Annotated in this window: 17 protein-coding genes and 1 pseudogene; 9 read left to right on the top strand and 9 right to left on the bottom strand. The window is 38.2% G+C overall.

What is annotated here, in order from left to right:
• The 6 genes from D5R40_RS22075 to D5R40_RS22055 form a co-directional block, all read left to right on the top strand.
• On the top strand, positions 1-389 hold a 389-nt coding region (locus tag D5R40_RS22075), incomplete at its 5' end, for a transposase (protein WP_205127615.1).
• 193 nt (positions 390-582) lie between these two features.
• Positions 583-1,638, top strand: a complete 1,056-nt coding sequence (ccsB, locus tag D5R40_RS22070) for a c-type cytochrome biogenesis protein CcsB (protein ID WP_124144770.1) — start codon at positions 583-585, stop codon at positions 1,636-1,638.
• 448 nt (positions 1,639-2,086) lie between these two features.
• Positions 2,087-2,416, top strand: coding sequence for a KGK domain-containing protein (locus D5R40_RS22065; protein ID WP_124144769.1), 330 nt, complete (start codon positions 2,087-2,089; stop codon positions 2,414-2,416).
• Positions 2,417-2,951: 535 nt separating this feature from the next.
• Entirely contained in the window at positions 2,952-3,080 is a 129-nt protein-coding gene (locus D5R40_RS41355; RefSeq protein WP_275670361.1) for a hypothetical protein, read from the top strand.
• A gap of 274 nt (positions 3,081-3,354) precedes the next feature.
• Positions 3,355-5,652, top strand: coding sequence for a DNA phosphorothioation-associated putative methyltransferase (locus tag D5R40_RS22060; protein ID WP_282433656.1), 2,298 nt, complete (start codon positions 3,355-3,357; stop codon positions 5,650-5,652).
• Positions 5,653-6,291: 639 nt separating this feature from the next.
• Positions 6,292-6,867, top strand: a complete 576-nt coding sequence (locus tag D5R40_RS22055) for a rhomboid family intramembrane serine protease (RefSeq protein WP_124144768.1) — start codon at positions 6,292-6,294, stop codon at positions 6,865-6,867.
• Between the two features lie 252 nt (positions 6,868-7,119).
• On the opposite strand, the gene D5R40_RS35835 is transcribed toward D5R40_RS22055, so the two are convergent.
• On the bottom strand, positions 7,120-7,290 hold the full coding sequence (locus D5R40_RS35835) for a hypothetical protein (protein WP_161564493.1): 171 nt from the start codon (positions 7,288-7,290) through the stop codon (positions 7,120-7,122).
• A gap of 25 nt (positions 7,291-7,315) precedes the next feature.
• Here D5R40_RS35835 and D5R40_RS22050 point away from each other — a divergent pair, with 25 nt between their 5' ends.
• Positions 7,316-7,642, top strand: coding sequence for a hypothetical protein (locus D5R40_RS22050; RefSeq protein ID WP_124144767.1), 327 nt, complete (start codon positions 7,316-7,318; stop codon positions 7,640-7,642).
• A 4-nt stretch (positions 7,643-7,646) separates the two neighbouring features.
• On the top strand, positions 7,647-8,144 hold the full coding sequence (locus D5R40_RS22045) for a pyridoxamine 5'-phosphate oxidase family protein (RefSeq protein WP_124144766.1): 498 nt from the start codon (positions 7,647-7,649) through the stop codon (positions 8,142-8,144).
• A gap of 157 nt (positions 8,145-8,301) precedes the next feature.
• Here D5R40_RS22045 and D5R40_RS22040 read toward each other — a convergent pair whose 3' ends face one another.
• From D5R40_RS22040 to D5R40_RS22030, 3 genes and pseudogenes are all read right to left on the bottom strand, one after another.
• Positions 8,302-8,529, bottom strand: a complete 228-nt coding sequence (locus D5R40_RS22040; protein WP_124144765.1) for a hypothetical protein — start codon at positions 8,527-8,529, stop codon at positions 8,302-8,304.
• Positions 8,526-10,331 carry a S8 family peptidase gene (locus tag D5R40_RS22035; protein WP_124144764.1) on the bottom strand — a complete coding sequence of 602 codons (1,806 nt, stop codon included), beginning with the start codon at positions 10,329-10,331 and terminating at the stop codon, positions 8,526-8,528. The genes D5R40_RS22040 and D5R40_RS22035 overlap by 4 nt, the downstream gene beginning before the upstream one ends.
• Positions 10,332-10,794: 463 nt before the next feature.
• Positions 10,795-11,384, bottom strand: a pseudogene (locus D5R40_RS22030) (aminotransferase class III-fold pyridoxal phosphate-dependent enzyme).
• Between the two features lie 419 nt (positions 11,385-11,803).
• Between D5R40_RS22030 and D5R40_RS22020 the strand changes: the two are divergent.
• Positions 11,804-12,517, top strand: a complete 714-nt coding sequence (locus D5R40_RS22020; RefSeq protein WP_240038931.1) for a Sir2 family NAD-dependent protein deacetylase — start codon at positions 11,804-11,806, stop codon at positions 12,515-12,517.
• A 96-nt stretch (positions 12,518-12,613) separates the two neighbouring features.
• Here the strand turns inward: D5R40_RS22020 and D5R40_RS22015 are convergent, their stop codons facing one another.
• The 5 genes from D5R40_RS22015 to D5R40_RS21995 all read right to left on the bottom strand — a co-directional run bounded on the left by D5R40_RS22015 (position 12,614) and on the right by D5R40_RS21995 (position 18,808).
• Positions 12,614-13,774 carry a M24 family metallopeptidase gene (locus tag D5R40_RS22015; protein WP_124144760.1) on the bottom strand — a complete coding sequence of 387 codons (1,161 nt, stop codon included), beginning with the start codon at positions 13,772-13,774 and terminating at the stop codon, positions 12,614-12,616.
• A 552-nt stretch (positions 13,775-14,326) separates the two neighbouring features.
• Positions 14,327-15,076, bottom strand: coding sequence for a class I SAM-dependent methyltransferase (locus D5R40_RS22010; protein ID WP_124155222.1), 750 nt, complete (start codon positions 15,074-15,076; stop codon positions 14,327-14,329).
• Between the two features lie 557 nt (positions 15,077-15,633).
• The gene (locus D5R40_RS35830) at positions 15,634-16,653 is read right to left on the bottom strand and encodes an ectoine synthase (RefSeq protein ID WP_161565043.1); all 1,020 of its coding nucleotides are present in this window, start codon (positions 16,651-16,653) and stop codon (positions 15,634-15,636) included.
• Positions 16,650-18,098, bottom strand: coding sequence for a diaminobutyrate--2-oxoglutarate transaminase (gene ectB / locus D5R40_RS22000; protein WP_240041636.1), 1,449 nt, complete (start codon positions 18,096-18,098; stop codon positions 16,650-16,652). The genes D5R40_RS35830 and ectB overlap by 4 nt, the downstream gene beginning before the upstream one ends.
• 41 nt (positions 18,099-18,139) lie before the next feature.
• Entirely contained in the window at positions 18,140-18,808 is a 669-nt protein-coding gene (locus tag D5R40_RS21995; RefSeq protein ID WP_124155221.1) for a LysE family translocator, read from the bottom strand.
• Positions 18,809-18,889 lie beyond the last annotated feature (81 nt).

Here is an 18,889-nt window from a genome sequence, read left to right as displayed (position 1 = left end):
CCATTAGAGGGAAACAAATTCAGAGTTTAATCCGTAAGATGAAGCAGAAAATTAAGAAAATTGAACGAGAAGGAGAGGTGATTCCTCGTGATTGTCATATCATTCGTTATCAAGTCAATAGAAATCAGAAACTGTACTATTATTATAAATTACAATCTACTTCACCGATTTTTCCTATGGCTACTGATAGTCAGAAAAAAACTAAATATAAGTATTTAGGAAAAGGGGGAAGTGAAGCTCATATTGATGCAGTTGAAAAAATGACTCGAAGGAATCTTATTGATGAGTTGGAGAGAGTTGTTCATTCCCTTCAAGAAAGTTATTTAGATATTTGTTTTGGTGGAGAAATTGAACCAGACCCATCCTATGATCTTCAGGATGATAAATAATGTGAGAAACGAAGATAATTCCAGATTTGATTTCTAATACAATCACCGATTAGTTAGTGTAATACTTACGCTAACCACTTTTTCTTTTTGTCCAAAGTCCAATACTAAGATACTTGATATTTTCTTAACCTTGCCAATAGTCGTTAGGATCGAGAATATAAATAAACTGAAATACATCATTGGAGAAAAATAAATGGATCTAGTCAGACTCCAAAATTCATTGGACAATATCTCGTTTGCCATCTTGTTTGCCACAATGCTAATTTATTGGGTAGGTGCCGCTTTTCCTCGTATCCCCTATCTCTCGGTCTTGGGTTCTACCGGAATGGTGACCGCTAATCTCTGTATTGCAACCCTATTAGGAGCACGTTGGCTAGAAGCTGGCTATTTTCCCATTAGTAATTTGTACGAATCTCTATTTTTCCTGACTTGGGGACTTACTACTATTCACCTCATAGCTGAAAATATGAGTGGAAGTCGCCTGGTGGGAGTTTTTACATCTCCCTTGGCAATGGGTATTACTGCTTTTGCGGCCCTAACTTTGCCCTCCGGTATGCAGTTATCAGAACCTCTTGTGCCTGCTCTAAAATCTAATTGGTTGATGATGCACGTCAGTGTCATGATGTTGAGCTATGCAACTTTGATGGTGGGGTCTTTACTGGCGATCGCTTTTCTCATTGTTACCAGTGGCCAAAAAGTAGAACTTAGTGGCAGTTCCTTTGGCACTCGTTCTTATAGAAATAATCATTCTGTGAAGCTCTCAAAAAATTTGCAACTTCAAACAGAGGGAGCTAGTCTGAATCAAATTGAGGACAACCATCAATCTTCTCCTCTATCTACAACAAATGGCCACAGGCAAACTGCTGTCTTAGAAATGGCTAGACCTACTCAAGCAGTTGAGACAGAAGTAACTCTTTCTCCTCAACGTTTGAGTATTGCCCAAACTTTAGATAATATTAGTTATCGTATTATTGGCTTAGGATTTCCTTTACTGACTATTGGGATTATTGCTGGAGCAGTTTGGGCAAATGAAGCTTGGGGTTCTTATTGGAGTTGGGACCCGAAGGAAACTTGGGCTTTGATTACTTGGTTGGTATTTGCTGCCTATCTCCATGCGCGTATTACTAGAGGATGGCAAGGACGACGACCTGCTATTTTGGCTGCTACCGGATTTGTTGTAGTCTGGGTATGTTATTTAGGAGTAAATCTTTTGGGTAAAGGTTTACATTCCTATGGATGGTTTTTTTAAATTGCTTTACTCGTTTAGCTACGAGAAATGAAGGCGCAGCATTCAGTAAGAAAGGAAGAATAAAGAGAAAGGAGGAAAGTAAAGAGTCGGGAGTAGGAAGCAGTTATTATTACTCAGATTCTACAGGTCAATTTGTCACATAAAAAGTACCACAGACATCAGTGGGTTGATCAGTATTTATACTCTATAAATCCTCATAATTTAACTGAGACGGGAGCCAAATTATGAGGAATAAATTAAGCATAAATATTTGATGGAGCCAGATAATTAGCCAGCATCATTACCCTACTGACTAATGATTGATGAATAATGACTACTGACTAATTGCCTTTTATACTAGGCTTTGAAGTGCGGAATGTAGGTAATAAGATTTCTTATTCTCGTTTTTTAAATCACTTTTTAAATTAACTTCCTTTCTTCGTTAAAAATAAATCTAGGATAATTAAATATGGAAACTGAAGTGACTTTACTAAATAATGATGATGTTTTGTCTACAAGTGCTAGTCTTTTGATGTTTCAATGTACATTTCAAGTCAGTGAATATATAACGATGATTTTAGCTAGGTTGGAGTCGGAAAATTTATTTGATGATGGGCTAGAATGTCAATTATTAAGACCTGGTGATTATTGGAGAAAAGGAAAAGTAAAATTTCGTTTAGAATTTTTTACAGAAACTGAAGAAGAGTTATATGAAGCTGTCGATCCTATTTCTCAACCCTCAGCTTACTCCATACTAACTTCTGATGAACAGCCACAGAATGTAGGAATGTGGAGTTAATGCAATTTTTTCAACAATTAATAATAGGCATAGACGTGAAAAAGATATAAATTTTTTTCTGGGATGGGGAACAGGGAATAGGGAGTAGGCAAGATATTTTGATAAACTAAGGTACAGAAAATGATTGATTTTGTGAGTTTGAAAACTCTATTTATTTCCTATAAATTGGTTAAATAAAATGCTTATTTATTTTCCACTTAATAATTAATTAGACAAAGGCAACAGCTAAAAGCATGTAGAAAACAAATATTTTGTAGTTTAACAGATTGAAAAATACTCTAAATAAATTAGTAGGGAACAGGGAACAGGGAATAGGCAAGATATTTTGATAAAAAAAGGTACGAAAAATGATTGATTTTGTGAGTTTGAAAACTCTATTTATTTCCTATAAATTGGTTAAATAAAATGCTTATTTATTTTCCACTTAATAATTAATTAGACAAAGGCAACAGGCAACAGCGGGTAGAAAACAAATATTTTGTATTAAAATGCAAAATTAATTTCTAAGTTTCATAGAATAATATTTTAATCAGAGTTGACTGTAGATCGAGATAGACAAGTTATTGAAGAAGGCAGAAGGCAGAAGGAAGAAGGCTTTAGTTATCTAGGAGAGAAGGAAGAAGGAAAAAATAATTCTGTGCCACCTCACATAAAATTGGTATAATACCAATTTGATAAATATTTGCTACAAATAACTAGGTTATTTCTTAAGGAGTCCGTCGTCAGTGGTCAGAATGAATAGCTTTAATACCATTTATTAGGTCGGAATTTATCTTTTTATTCCAAGGGACATCTCTTGCATGTGTCTTTTAACTGCCCTTATTATTTGTAACATTCTTTTTCCATGCTTGGTATAATACCTAATACCTAACACCTAATACCTAATTTTGATAGAAAACAGGAAAGAGAGATTTCTAGCAAATATTTATTCAAATAGCATTAGAGATATTTTAGCAATGGAAGATGAAGATAATTTTCAAGAAAAACGTTGCTCTGAACTTTTACTATATCTGGCTTTAAATATAGAAGACTTCCAAATATTACCCAAAATTAAATTAGAAACAGACCTGTCTCAGACAATTATAGACGACATACAAAAATACTTTTTAACTTATCAATCTGCCTGTGAATATGCTAACCAGATATTCCTAGAAATTTACCAACCAGGTGCAATAAAAAAATACTGTAAACAAAGCACAATAGGCAAAAAATTACCAACCGCTTTTTATATTCATATCTCTGCAGTGGCACAACTTCATCCTTTACTACAACTCTACGAAAATTTAGCTCATCGTTTATATCTAAAAGCAGTTTCTCAGCAGAAAGATGATACAAAAATCACCACATTAATTAAATTTAACTTTGATAAACCCACAATTTCTTATCTCCACTATCCAGACTTCGATACCGACCCCCATCCAGCTTTAAAAACTAGCATTTCTATTAACATGAATAGTGGAAAAGTTGATTATAGAAACTACCACAATAGTAAAAACCCCCCTGTACTGCATCGCAAAGAAACCTTTGTGAATACTGACTATCCCCACTACCAAAAATTTGCTCAACTGACCAGTGCTGAAGTGAAATTAGGACTGTTAGATAATACTCGTTTAATTGGTACTCGTCAAGGATGGTTCACACACCTAAAAAATCATGGAATTGAAATTAAAGACCATCATGTAATTCAACATACTATTGAAATACCAATTCCCAAAATAGAACGCCACAAAGCAGCGATCGCCCGTAAACAAATTTCTAAACCAGTACGTTTGGGTTTAGAAGCAAATCTATTTACAGAAGGTACAACTTTTTTTGATTATGGTTGTGGTTACGGTGGGGATATTAAACAGATTGCTCAAAAAGGTTATCAAAGTTCAGGATGGGACCCCTATTATTTGCCCGATAATACTTGTATTGCTGCTGATATTGTTAATCTTGGTTATGTAATTAATGTAATTGAATCTTTAGCAGAACGTAGGGAGGCTTTGATTAAAGCCTGGAAGTTGACTAAACAAGTTTTAATTGTTTCCGCTATGGTATTAATTGATGACCATAAAAACCAGGATAAACTTGGTTATGGAGATGGCATAATTACAGCTCGTAATACTTTTCAAAAATATTATGAACAAGAAGAATTAAAGTCTTATATTGACCAAGTTTTGAATGTAGATTCTATACCTATAGATTTAGGTATTTTCTTTGTGTTTAAAGATGAAAAACAGGGGCAAAACTTTCGAGCATCTCGATTAAAAACTCGTTTATCTACACCTAGAATTAACTCCAAAAATCAGAAGTTTGTAGATTATGAAGAACAGCTTATACCTCTGATGAATTTTATGAGCGATCGCGGTCGTCTTCCGGTCAGAGGAGAAATTGCTGAAGAGGCAGATTTAATTGCAGAATTTGGTAGTTTTCGTCGTGCCTTTCGAGTAATTATGCAAGCTACAAACTCTGTAGAATGGGACCAGATAACTGATAAACGTCGCCAAGATTTATTAGTATATTTAGCCTTGAGTAAATTTGGCAACCGTCCTAAATTTTCCCAATTAGCAGAAGTAGTCAGAAATGATATTAAAGCTTTATTTGGTAGTTATAACCAAGCCTGTATATTAGCAGATTTAATGTTATTTAGTTTAGGTGATTCTGAATTAATTAGTAAATGTTGTAAAAATAGTTCTATTGGTTATAAATTTTCTAATTCTCTGTTAGTTCATGTTTCTGTTGTAGCAAAACTCGATCCGTTATTACGACTTTATGAAGGTTGTGCTAATCGTACAATTGGTAGATTAAATGAGGCAACTATCATTAAATTTAATACAAAACTACCGATAATATCCTATTTATTTTATCCAGACTTTGACACAGAAGCTCACCCAGTTTTGCATACAAGTATGAACATTGATTTACGAGATTTAAGTGTCAGTTATCAGAGTTATACAAATGAATATAATCCGCCAATTTTACATAGAAAAGATGCTTTAGTAACACCAGATTATCCAGACTATGAAAAATTTGCTAAACTCACACAACAAGAAGAAGATAGAGGACTATTAAATGATTTGAAAAGTATTCAAAACCGAATTAATTGGCTCAAATGTTTAGAAGAAAATTGTACAGAAATTAAAGGTCATCGTGTTTATTGGCAAACTAATGTTGACCCTTATCGCTTAAAAATATTAAAATCTGCTCATGCTACTAGAAAACGAGAAAGAAAAAAACAACTAAATCAGGAATGAATAAGCTATTGACTGAAGATGTTTTATAGACATCTCCGAAAAAGAATAGACTTTTTGCAGAAGTAGGCAACAGGCAACAGGCAACAGGGAAGAAATTTATGAAAAAAGACACAAAAAATGATCCATAAGTGTAATTTCCACCAGATGTCTTATACCAATTTGAAAAAAGAGTGTTACGAATAGTAAGACCGAGAAAAAGACTTTATAGGAGATGTCCCTTTGACAAAGCGGTCGTTAGCGTAGCTTCCCGTAGGGTGGGATGGCGATCTTCGGAGCGGGTCTGCAAGAACGGGTCTCCTCGCCATATCCAATCGACCAAGAGAGCGGTGCGACCCCGCGACGACGCCAGTCGCACCTGGTAGCGCACCAAGAGAAAAAGATAATTTATGCCCTAAAAAATGGTATTAAAGTCATTCATTTTAACTCCTGAGGAGTGACTCCTGAGTCCTAAGAAATACCCTAGATATTTGTAGCAAACATTTATCAATTTGGTATTACATCGCGCTACGCATTAAGGTGTTTGACATGAATAGAAGCAGCAAACCCTTTTGTATTTCCCTGTTGCCTATTGCCTGTTGCCTTGCGCGTAGCGCTATAGTTTAAAATAGCTAAGAATAAGTCAACTATAACCAGAAACCAATGAATAAATTATTTGAAAAAATAAATACCCAAGTAACGATTTTAGGAAGTATTATTGCTATTCTTTGGATTGTACAAATTATTAATTCTGAATTTTTAGCAGGAAAATTGAACTATTATGGTGGAATTCATCCTCAAAGTTCTATAGGACTTAGTGGTATTTTTTTTGCTCCATTTCTGCATGGTAGTTATGCTCACTTAATGGCTAATATTGCCCCATTAATTATTCTCGGTTGGTTAATCATGTTACGGGGAGTAGGTGATTTTTTCTTTGTGAGTATCGTTACTATAATAGTTAGTGGTTTAGGTATTTGGTGTTTCGGTGCGCCTAATTCTATTCATATTGGTGCAAGTGGATTAATTTTTGGTTATTTCGGGTTTTTGCTACTCCGAAGTTTATTTGACTTCAGTATTTTATCAGTAATATTCGCCTTAACTGCTGGTTTCCTTTATAGTGGTTTAATCTGGGGTATTTTGCCTTCCGATCCTGATGTCTCTTGGGAAGCACACTTATTTGGTTTTTTGGGTGGGATATTCGCAGCTCAACTTTTAGGTAAACGTCGAAAAAATAGTTAAAGTAGAATTGGTAGGTATTGCATCAACAAAAGTGTGCAAATGATAATATAGTGCTTCATTGAGCTAACCACAACTACTTGTAAAAATTGATGAATTTTCATTGATTTATACTCCAAATCAAGTCAAAAGTCAAAATCATTGGTAAAAATTCCCCAATAAAATTGCCAATTAACCATAAAAAAATCAAAATTACTGGTAAAAATTCCCCAATAAAATTGCTAACTAACCATAAAAAAAGTCAAAAGTTAAAAGTTAAAAGTCAAAATTACTGGTGTACATTCCCGGCATAAAACACATAAATAATAAACCAATCTCCGGCACAATACCACCGAAATGTTTCAGAGTAAAAGCATGACCTAATTCATGGAGAAAAATCACCAACATAGTCGCAAAACCTAATACAATTTCTCCATGAAGTTGCACTTAATATGAGGAAAAGTTAAGGGTATTGGAAGAGGCGATCGCTCGGACGGAAAAGGAAGTTGCTGATGCTCGGACGAAGTTGCAATATCAGCTTGTGGTTCCGGATACGTTGGTTGCTCAGACTGATGCGGTGAAGGCTGAAATTGCTGATTTGGAGGCGAAGATTCAACAGTATCGTCAGCAGTCTGATGTTTTGAAGGCACAAGCTGATGATTATTATGCCCAAGCTAACCAGTATCGCCAACAGCAGCAACATCATACTAATATTGCTAATAACGCTTGGATAACGCGCAAAGGTCGTAGTGGACGATGGTATAATGTACAACTACCAGAAATTCATTTGAGAAATTGAAAAAATGCAGATCTCATCTCCCATCGATCAACTCACTGAAAAAGCAAAACAGGTACTCAATGAAATTACCTATCTCACCTTAGCAACAGTAGATAAAGAAGGACACCCTTGGAACTCACCTGTCTATTATGGTTTTGATGAAGATTACACATTTTATTGGTCATCATGGATAGAAAATCAGCACTCTCAAAATATTATTAATAATGGGCAGGTTTTTGCAGTTGTTTATGATTCAACAGCATTGAGTGGAGAGGGATTTGGTGTTTATTTCAAAGGTATAGCTGAAGTTATTGAGGCAGAAAACGAAATATTCAATAAAGCTATTGATAGTATCTACACAAAAAGTGGCAAACCAAAAAGAGACAAAAAATATTTTCTTGACTCAGGACCACGACGTTTATTTCGGTTTATGCCAAAAACTATTTGGGTTAATGTTAAAGAACCTTACGAGGATTATTTTCTTGATAAAAGAGTAGATATTACTCAAGAAATAAAGCAATAAAAAAAGCCCGTATTGCAGGCTTTTTGTAAATCTCAAAAAAGGCACTACAGCAGTTTTCAGGTCAATAAATCACATTAAAAAAACGAAAACCCTGTAGAGACGTTGCATGCAACGTCCCTACCTTGTGGTTTACTCAAATGAAACCTGCTATAATTCACTATTCTAATACCTCAAAAGATTCAACTTCCAACACTGGACCAATCATTGCTAAAGTCATCACATCATCTCGGATCGTACCTGTAATGCTTACCTTCAGGTCAGACTTACATAGCTCAGTAGGAGCATCCTTCAACTCATAAGTTTCACCATTCTCAGTTACTAATGCCCAAGTGCCAGTACCAAAACCTTTCTTTTCCACAGTACCAGTTACCGTAATACTACTCATGCTAATTTGTCCTCTGTTCTAATTGCCAAACGTGCTAAACCTAAGCACAAAAACGCATTCACAACTAGGAAAATTTGAGCAGCAAAACCAGAACCTAATCCCCAAACTGCTGGATCGACAACTGCATTCACAGCCAAACAACTAGCAACACCAATAGTAGTACCGATCGCTAACCACTTCCATTGCTGATTTCCTAATAACAATACAATTAACAATGCTGGAATCAACACACTAGCAAAAATGGGATTCAAAATGCCACTACCTTGAATAGCTCCACCGACTTCAGGTAGGGAACTACCCATCACACGCATCGGCCATTGTGGTAAGTCGAAAACATAGAAACCACGGAGGAAAAATAACCCACTGCTACCAGCAACTAATCCTGTATGGAGAGGGAAACTCCAACTGAAAGGGAAATAATTCCGCAGAAACCAAGCTAATATATAAGACCCCAAGACCATTGCCAACTTCGGTAACAATGCCACAGCACCACCATCAAGCCAAAAACCAGGACTGAGATACCCATTATCATGCAACCACCGGAAGAAGTCGCGGAAAGTGATTTGACCTCTTATTGCCAACTTAACTGCCGCTGCTGCATCCAACTGACCTGCTCCAAAATGATTCAGTGGGTCTTCCTTAACAACTCTGGCAGATTTTTTGAGAATGTTGGCAATTTCCTCTGGGTCTTCAATACCACTAGCTTTGACTAATGCTGCCACACCCGCAACATGGGGAGATGCCATGCTTGTTCCTTGGAAGGAAGCAAATACACTCTTGCCATTTTCTGGGTTAATGGTTTCTTGCAAAATACCACCAGCTTCATTTTTACCAGAAGTGGAACCGCCAGGAGCAGAAATATCAACTCCTGCACCAAAATTAGAATAGGAAGCTTTTTCTCCAGTTGGGTCAGTGGCAGAGACACCGATAACATGGGGATAACGAGCGGGATAACTTGCTGAATTTTGCCCAGCGTTGCCCGCAGCAGCAATAATAACTACGCCTTTACTATGAGCATAGTTAATAGCTTCCTTCATTATTTGGCTTTCACCGCCACCACCAAGACTCATATTGATGATATCTGCACCATTGTCAGCAGCAAATTTGATAGATTCGGCAATATCGGAAACTGTACCACCGCCACTAGCAGATAATACTTTTAAGGGCATGATGCTAGCTTCATAGGCGATACCTGCTACGCCATATTCGTTATTGGTAGATTGGGCAATAGTCCCTGCAACGTGACTGCCGTGACCATTATCGTCGGTGGCTAAAGTCCGGTCGTTGACAAAATCGTAGCCAGCAACGAATTTAGTTTTTTCCAGGTCAGGAACTCTGGTGACTCCTGTATCAATTACCGCTACAGTTACGCCGTCGCCTTTCGTCTCATTCCATGCTTCCTCCACGTTGATGCTGCGGAGGTTCCATTGTTTCCCATACATAGGGTCGTTGGGAACGCCGTTCCCGCCTTCAAAGATGATGGCATTGGCGCTATAAACATAGTTTGGTTCTATGTATTCAGTATATTTGTTTAGAGAGTTTTTTAGTTCTTTGAGAAGTTGGCGATCGCCCTTGACAATATACACATTATCTGATAATGAAAATTCACTATTTAGACGAGGAGTGACTTGGTATTCATCGGAGATTGTCTTAATTTCATCGACAATTTTAGTAACTCCGATATCTTCACGGAAGTCTAACACAATTGAGTCATAGACTCCTTTATTGGCCAAACCTGTAAAGTTAGATAAGGCCCAACCAAGCCCAATTAAAAATAAGCAGACAAACAGAAATTTTTTCATTGTTTGAGAATCTACTATGAACTAAGGACTTTTTTACTACGATAGCTCAGAGTTGACAATATTGGACGGATAATATTATGGCGTTTCACAGAAGGTGTAGCAAGGAGGTTCATCCAAATATCTTAATTCATAGCTTGATTCACCAACACCAATAATGGGGTTGCATATTTGCAGGATGAATTATAGTTTTAGAGAAAGACGAAGTATAAAGACGGGATTTACCTTTTATGCAAAGATTTATCCCTTGGTTCAGCAACGTCGCCTTTTCGCAAAACTAGACAAAACTAAAAAATCTTATCAAGTAGACAAATCACCAAAAATGCTAATCCCTGTTCGAGCCAGGAGGATAAGTATATAGCTGAAGAATTTGATGTTTGTCAAAGTGTCAACATAGTCTAAATTAATTTTGGTAAAGGGGCTTATTAATCTTTTTTCATAGCTTGATTCACCAACACCACAATATTTACCTTTGGAAAACATAAAACTTATTGGATTGATCGACCCCTAGAGACTTAAACCCTACTTCAGTAATAAAAGCAGCAATGTTGCCACAAGTTGCTTGTTCAATCAAGTTTTTGACATCGTTAGCATATTTATCAGTGATATTATCATCGTCATGAGACCAATAACCGCGTTCAGGATCGGCATTGATAGCATGATGAATGCCAAAATTATGAGGAATGGGATATTTCCAGGTATTTTGTGAGGTTAACCCCATCGTTTGACCCGCCATGCCATGATAGCCATTACGAAGGGTAATAATATCAAAATTTTGAGTATAAACCCTGGCCATTAACATCGCCAAATCATTGGCTTCCGATCCAGAATTAACAAAATAGACCTTTGATAAATTACCAGGCATCTTATCCACTAACATCTTGGCATATTCTGCAATGGTAGGATGTAGATACAGTGTGCTGGAATGCTGCAATTTTCGGATTGTTCTTGTACTGCTTTGACAACAGAGGGATGACAATGACCTACACTAATAGTAGCGATTCCAGCAAAGGCATCTAAATACCGTTTTCCCGTCTCATCAAAAACATATTGCATCGAACCCTCAACAATCATAATGGGTTTTTGATAATAAGTGGAAACCACTGGGTTAATATATTCTCGTCTTAAATGAGCTACTTCTTGCAAAGAAGGGCCGTTATAGAGTTTTGGTTGATAATCGTATGAGGGAAGAGAGGGGATAATAGGTTGAGGTTTTTGATGAGTTGCCATAAACAATATGATTGTTAAATTTATTGATTTTGTACAGAAAGCAGCAGCATTATGTGTAACGGCTCCCATTCCAGCTCAAAGTACAGTAAGAGAAAAGGTTTACAAAAAAATAATGTCTAAATATGCCATAATGCACTGCTATGGTTAGTCTAAACTCCAGTTATTTAGTTTATTTCCAGAAATGTTCTAAAATTATAAGGCTGTTTTTTGTAAATATATCAATAATATGACGAATGGATAAGGTTATGAGTGCTGTCGCTGATTGTATTCTCCAGGCAGATTCTATTCTTTTCATTGCTGGAGCGGGTTTATCTGCAGACTCTGGGCTACCTACATATCGTGGTGTTGGTGCACTTTTTGAAGGTGTTCTCACTCAAGAAGGTATACCAATCGAAGAAGCAATGAGTAACAATATGTTACAAACTCGTCCTGAAGTAGCTTGGAAATATCTGTGGCAAATTGGAGAAGCTTGTTATAAAGCAAAATTCAATCGTGCTCATCAGGTAATTGCACAAATTGAGGCTTGGAAACCCAATACATGGGTATGGACTCTGAATGTAGACGGATTCGAGCGCGCTGCTGGAAGTAAAAACTTGATTGAAATACATGGACAACTCTCGGAACTATATTGTGTAGATTGTTCTTACAAGACAACTGCAGAAGAACTCCTCGCCGGATATAGTAAACCGATGGAGTTACCACCTATATGTCCAGCTTGTGGAGGATTAATTCGTCCTGATATGGAGTTATTTGGTGAAGATCATATGAGTTCTTCAGAAGAAACTTTCAAGATAGTAGAAAATATTTCCTTTGATCTGATTTTTTTGATCGGTATCTCCAGAGACTACCCATACATTACTAAACCTTTGTATAGAGCTAAGAGGTTAAACTTCCCCATAGTAGAAATTAATCCTGACTGGCTGGAGTTATTGGGCTTTAAGCGCTTCCAACGCACCTGACCTGACCCCCATTGATCCTCTCAGTCATGGGTGATCGATGGCTTATTTTGTGCTGAGAGTGTTACCCTAAAACCCCCTTTTTTGAACCACGCCAAATTATCGAATTTGTAGGGTTTCCGGAGAACGGTTTGTCAATATTTCGCAACCTGTATCTGTCAGAAGCGCTGTATTTGAAATGAAATAATCTCCTCGTCCTGTTTCCGTGAACCAGGAATGGAGGTGAAGAGCCATTCCAGCACGCAAAACTAAATCACCAGACCTACGAATTCCTGTGACGGCACTGCCACCTGTCCAGCTTGGAGGAAATCCAATACCGACCAGATACCCGCAGTGATGGCGATGGTAATCTCCGAGTCCAGCCTCTTCAGCAATGCCATGCCAGGCATCATAAACGTGTCCGACCGTGACCCCTGGTTGAATGGCATTGACGATGGATTGCATTCCTCGAATGGCCAACTCTGCGGCTTCCTCAGCTATAACAGGTGCTGATCCCACATAAACCAGGCGGCCCATGGGGGCCTGATACTTTCGATAGGCTGCGCCGATCTCGAGTAATACCGAATCGCCGTTTTCAAAAACATCCCCACGCCAGGTAGTGTGCTCGTCACCCGGCCTGCGTCGAGTAGAGCGAATAAACGGCCCAAATCCGGGATACTCACTACCTGCTAGTATCATGGCTCGATGACATTCCGCAGCCACTTCATAGTCACTGGCACCGGAATGCAACGCCTCAGTTGCGGCCAAAGTGCCAGAATCCGCCGCTATCGCTGCACGGCGAGTGTAATTCTGTTCCAAAGGCGACTGAACCATGCGCAATTCGTGTATCAGCGATGAGATGTCCGACCATTCAACACCCGGGAGTCCTTCTACTAGTTTTTCTGCAATATGTGCAGTCAGGAACAAGCTCTTTTTTTCGAGACCTAATCGTGCGCTTCCAAGACCTTCCTTTTTTATTATCGAGGCAAAAAACTCTCCCGAATCTTCTGTATCAGAATGACCTGCGAATCGAGTATTTCGCACCTGTTTCGAAACAGTGGCTTCTTCGATCGCTCGAGCTGCGATTGTGAGATCTCCGTTTAGAGGCACAATCAATACATGGCAAGCGAAGAAGCCCCAGTGATCGAGGCCAGTTAAATAATAGATATTTTCCGGGATGGTTACGATCAAACCATCCAGTTGGCGTTCTAGCATATTGGTGCGAACTGCCTTGAGCCGGTTGGCAAGCTCTTCTTGTGGAAATGGTTCATGAGTAGTCAAGGGTTATGTCCTCCTTTGGTCTCGACAGCGTTAGCTAGATCCTAGCATATAACAATGAAGTTGAAGCGCACCGACACCTTGACCGTTGTTGGGCAGTTAACAGGCGGTTTCGGTTCCAACGAGTAGTTGGGATGGCTAACCTACGTTTAGTGTTCCCAACTGCTAACATATGTATTAGCCATATGGCTGTTATGGCTAATCAGATCTGACAGTTTGTTGTATGGAGCTAACAGGTTAAACTTACCCATAGTAGAAATTAATCCTGCTGAGACTGTACTTTCAGAAATAGCTGATTACCATATCAGATCTACGCACATGCTTCAGACATTCTCGCTCCTCTCAAATTTAGTCATGGCAGGAACAGCATAGGGACAAATGGCCTTTCACCCCAACTGACTTAATATCTACTCAGGCTTAGTTGCTGCTATATTTTTGTAATGATTTTTGGAATGGTTATTCATTGTAATGCTGATTACCATATCATATCTACTCAAATTTAGTCATGGCAAGAACGTAGGGGCGAATGGCCATTCACCCCAACTGACTTAATATCTACTCAGGTTTAGTTGCTGTTATAAAAACCATGAGATCGTTAAATTTCAACACTGACTTATCCTGATATTTTTCTTCGATTTCCTTTAAACCTGCTGCCAATTCAGTATCATTAAATGTAGAAAGCATAGACATATAACGATTTTCTACCATTTCAAAATACTGATTTTTTGGCACTTCTAAAGGGTATTCAATCATATCCATATCAACAACAAAACCTACTTGCTGAAGTAAATTAATCATTTCTTGATAGCGAGGTTGGTTTTTTTCAAACAACTCTAGTGCTTTCGTAAATAAAGGATGCTCAATATCAGGTGGCCACAACAATAATAGAAAAATTCCCCCAGGAGTTAATCTTTGATATAAATTCTGGAATAGTATAAATTTTTCCTCTATATGATGGATAGCTTCTTTTAAGAAAATTTTGTTATAAATTCCTGGGTTTTTAGAGAATTTTACTCCATCCATTTCTATGGGATTTAATCGACTATTTGCCGGAATTTTTGCTAGCATTTCAGCAGAAGGATCGACGCAAATAATCGGGTGCTGTAATTGAATTTGATTGAGAATTTCTTGGCTATAAATTCCTGTTCCACAACCAATATCTGCCAAAGTATCTGTGGGAGTTAGGTGTAGATATTCGATGATTTTTTGAGTTGTGAATTTAATATATTCAGGAGAGTACGACCAGAGATTATCGAAAATCTTGGCGATATTTTTGTAATGATTTTCGGAAGTGTTATATATCATAATTAATATTTTTGCTCAAATTTTTGACAAAGTTTTGATGGGTGCATCTCAATTTTGAATAAAGCCAAAAAATTATTGCTTTTAGGGAACAGGCAACAGGGAACAGGGAATATATAGGAAAAAAGTATTTTTGCAAATATGAGATGCACCCCTTTTGATATTATAAAGAATTTAATTCCTGTTGTAAAATTGCTAATACTTGGGTTAAATTACCTGCAAGTAAAGCCTCTCGAACTAACCATAAACCAGGGAAATATTCACTATAAATAATACTTTTTTCATTGGGTTTAAGTTTAATATATTTCCCTTCTCTTAATTGTACCCACTCCCGTAATTATAAATTTGTCTATCTTACCATATATTGTTATCTCCCCCGATTTTTTTCACTCTCGTTATTTCCCAACAACTCTACTATTGCTTAAACTCCTTCAAAATGGTACTCGCCGCTCTCCAACTTTTGAATCGCAGCGGACTTGATTTCAGGCGGACATAAACGAAACACTTTCTTACCGGGATTCTCAAAGTTCCCTTGCCCTAAACTTTGCACCCCACCAGCCTTAAGAAAACAGAGCGCTTCCACCAACAGTTCTCCGCACAGTCGGTTGATAGCAGCCAGTAGTTGTGGGTAAGTGGCTCTTGGCTTGTAGATATAACCTTTGTCTTGCAATTATCGGCCCGCTATCCACCCCTTCGTCGATGAAATGTACGGTAACGCCTTGGGGAAGATCGTGAACGATCGACCAAAGATAGGGATTATTCCCCCTAACAGTCGGCAAATATCCAGGATGCACATTGACAATACCCATATCGGGAATGTCTAGGATATTCTTGTTGCGGATAATCCGGGTATCCCCCAGCACAATCAAATCTGGGCACAACGCTGTCAGTAGTTCTTCAGATTGTGCGTCGTTATGATTGGCAGTCTCGACACAGCGAACATTGCGTCCAGCGAGAATCTCTGGCAGGGTTCGAGGCAATGGGGTTTCCGCTGCAATCTTTTGCAATTGCTTCTCAAGTTCCTGCCTACCTGCCGTAGCCAAATCAGAACATTCCTCAATCACGAGCGCAGGTTCCAATCCAGCCTGGATTAGGCGATCCAGCATATAATTTCCTCTGGGGTGTCCCTTAAGATTTAGGTAAGCAAAGGTCATGCGATCTTTTTTGCGGTTTACTGTGAATTGCCGTGCATCCGGATCTGCCTGGTAGGATCTGTCAGCAAGATGCACTTCTGGACTACTAAGGGGAGGGTTAAATACGCATATGATTCGCATATCCTTGCTAGCCCTGAGGTAATGCTCGTCATGTAGATTCAGCGCATACAGAGTACCGGGGGTGAGTTTATAAATATTTCCACTCTCAATAACTTCTATTTCACCTTCACCTTCCACACAATACAACGCCTCCAAATGATTTTTATAGCAGATATGTGTTTCTGTATTGGCAAATATAATGGTGTCATGAAAAGAGAATCCCATTCCATCCTCTTTCAAGAGTAACTGCCGACTCACCCAGTTTTTATTCTCAGCAAATACCTCATGTTCGGTTCCGATAATCTCTTGCAAACGACGTAAGATCATGCTTGTTCCTCTTGTAATTCAAACGATTGCTTAACTGATTTTTCAATAATATTGAGACCTTCAAGGAGCAACTCATCTTCAATGGTTAAAGGCGGCAGCAACTTTAGAACCTCATTGTACGGTCCGGCAGTCTCAATAATCAACCCCTGTTTAAAGGCGTTTTTGGATACTTTGCGGCCAAAGCCCTCTTCAGGAATTTTCAAGCCCTGGATCAATCCCTTCCCTCGAACTTCCATATTCATCTCTTTGTATTGGTTGGCTATATTTTGCAGCCTATCTTGTACAACCTGGCTTTTTCTAATTACCGCATCTTTTAAACCGTCATCTTTCCAATAATTCAACAAGGATATCGATGCAACAAAAGCCAGGTTGTTACCCCGAAAGGTGCCTGTATGCTCTCCCGGTTTCCACTGGTCATGTTCCGGCTTGATGAGTACCAAAGACATGGGAAGTCCACCACCGATCGATTTTGCCATCACTACAATATCTGGAGTAATTTCAGCATCTTCAAAACTGAAAAATGAGCCGCTTCTGCCGTTACCCACTTGGATATCATCTACGATCAGCAGAATGTCAAAGTCTATGCAGATCTGTTGAATCTCTTCCAGCCAATCCCTGCTGGCAACATTAACTCCACCCTCAGCCTGTATTGCTTCCAGGATGATGGCTGCAGGTATATCAATGCCACTGCTTGGGTCTTCAAGCATTCTTCTTAAGAAAGATGCTGTATTATGCTCAGGACCAAAATAGTTGTCATAGGGCATGAAGCTCACGCAGGCATCCTGTAAAGAGAAATTATTCCGATAGTATGAGTTGCCTGTAACACTCAGTGCGCCCTGAGTCAGGCCGTGGAATGCGTTGGTAAATGCGATAATGCCACGCCGTTTTTTTACGGTTCGACTGAGTTTTAGAGCAGCCTCGATTGCGTTCGCCCCCGTAGGACCAGTGAACTGCACTCTATATTCAAGATTCCGAGGAGTCAGAATTAAATCTGAAAATTGTTCGAGAAACTCTTTTTTAGCGCGGGTCTCTTTGTCCAAGCTGAGAAGGATGCCATCCTCTTGCAAGTAAGCAATTAAGGCCGCACTTACTTCCGGAGGATTATGTCCGTAGTTTAGGCTCCCAGCGCCAGCAAAAAAATCAATGTATCTTTTGCCTTGTTCACTGTAAAGCAAAGCATTCTTCGCCTTTTCAAAGACTGCAGGGAAGGATCTGCTGTAAGTACGTACATTGGATTCGAGTTTTTCAAAAATACTCATACTAATATCATGTCCGGTTGAACAGTTATAAATAAACGACGAAGGAGTCAGGAGACAGGAGACAGGAGACAGGAGGGTAGAAAGAATGAAGAAGGAGAAAGTTTTTTGATCACTAATTATCGGGACATGATATAACAATATATCATTTTCATTAAACGCCTGTAGTGGATTGGTTTCATAGTTCAAGCTACCCTACAAGATAAACTTGATCGAGCTGCTTACAAATTCTAGCCTATAAATTGTAAGGTGCTGTGAGGAAAAAGCCAGATCTTTGCGAATCCCAACACCGAAAAAAATAGACCAAAAAAGATTACTAATGCTCCAGCAATACGGTTCAAAACAACCAAATATATTTGGTTTAAGACTTTTTTCAGAAAACTGAGGAAAGTCACTAATATTAACCACCAAAGGGTTGAACCCATGAAAATACTTGATAGGATTACAGTCAATAAAAAAACTTCATTATAGTCAATCATATTAAAAATTTCTGACTCAGTTATTAGGATACTCGCTACAATTATGCTTTTAGGATTTGTTAGGGCAAAAAGTGTCGATCCCAGATAGGTTTTTATTAATCCTGACTTTTGCATATTATCTGTATTGATATCAAATATATCTTTACGGATACTAGAAACTCCAAAGTAGCAGAGAAACAACCCACCTATTATTTCTAATATTCCAAGGTAATTTGATAATAAGGATTTAACCGCAACGAGTCCTGAAAATCCTATAAAACTATAGGTAGTATGAGCAGTAGCAGCTCCAAGTCCTGTAGCAAGGCCAGACTTCCCACCATAGGATAAAGTATTTTTTGTACAAAGGACTGCGTTACCACCAAAAGGCAAGGCAATAAAGAAACCTATAAAGATACCAGATAGCAATAATTTTGTAATCATTAATCACCTATTTAACACATTAAAGTGGCTTTGTTGCATGAAAGTAGCGATCGCCAAAAACTCCCTTAGTTGGAAGTTAAC

The organism is Okeania hirsuta, from assembly GCF_003838195.1.
GTDB classification, from domain to species: domain Bacteria; phylum Cyanobacteriota; class Cyanobacteriia; order Cyanobacteriales; family Microcoleaceae; genus Okeania; species Okeania hirsuta.
This window is presented reverse-complemented; position numbering and strand designations above follow the sequence as displayed.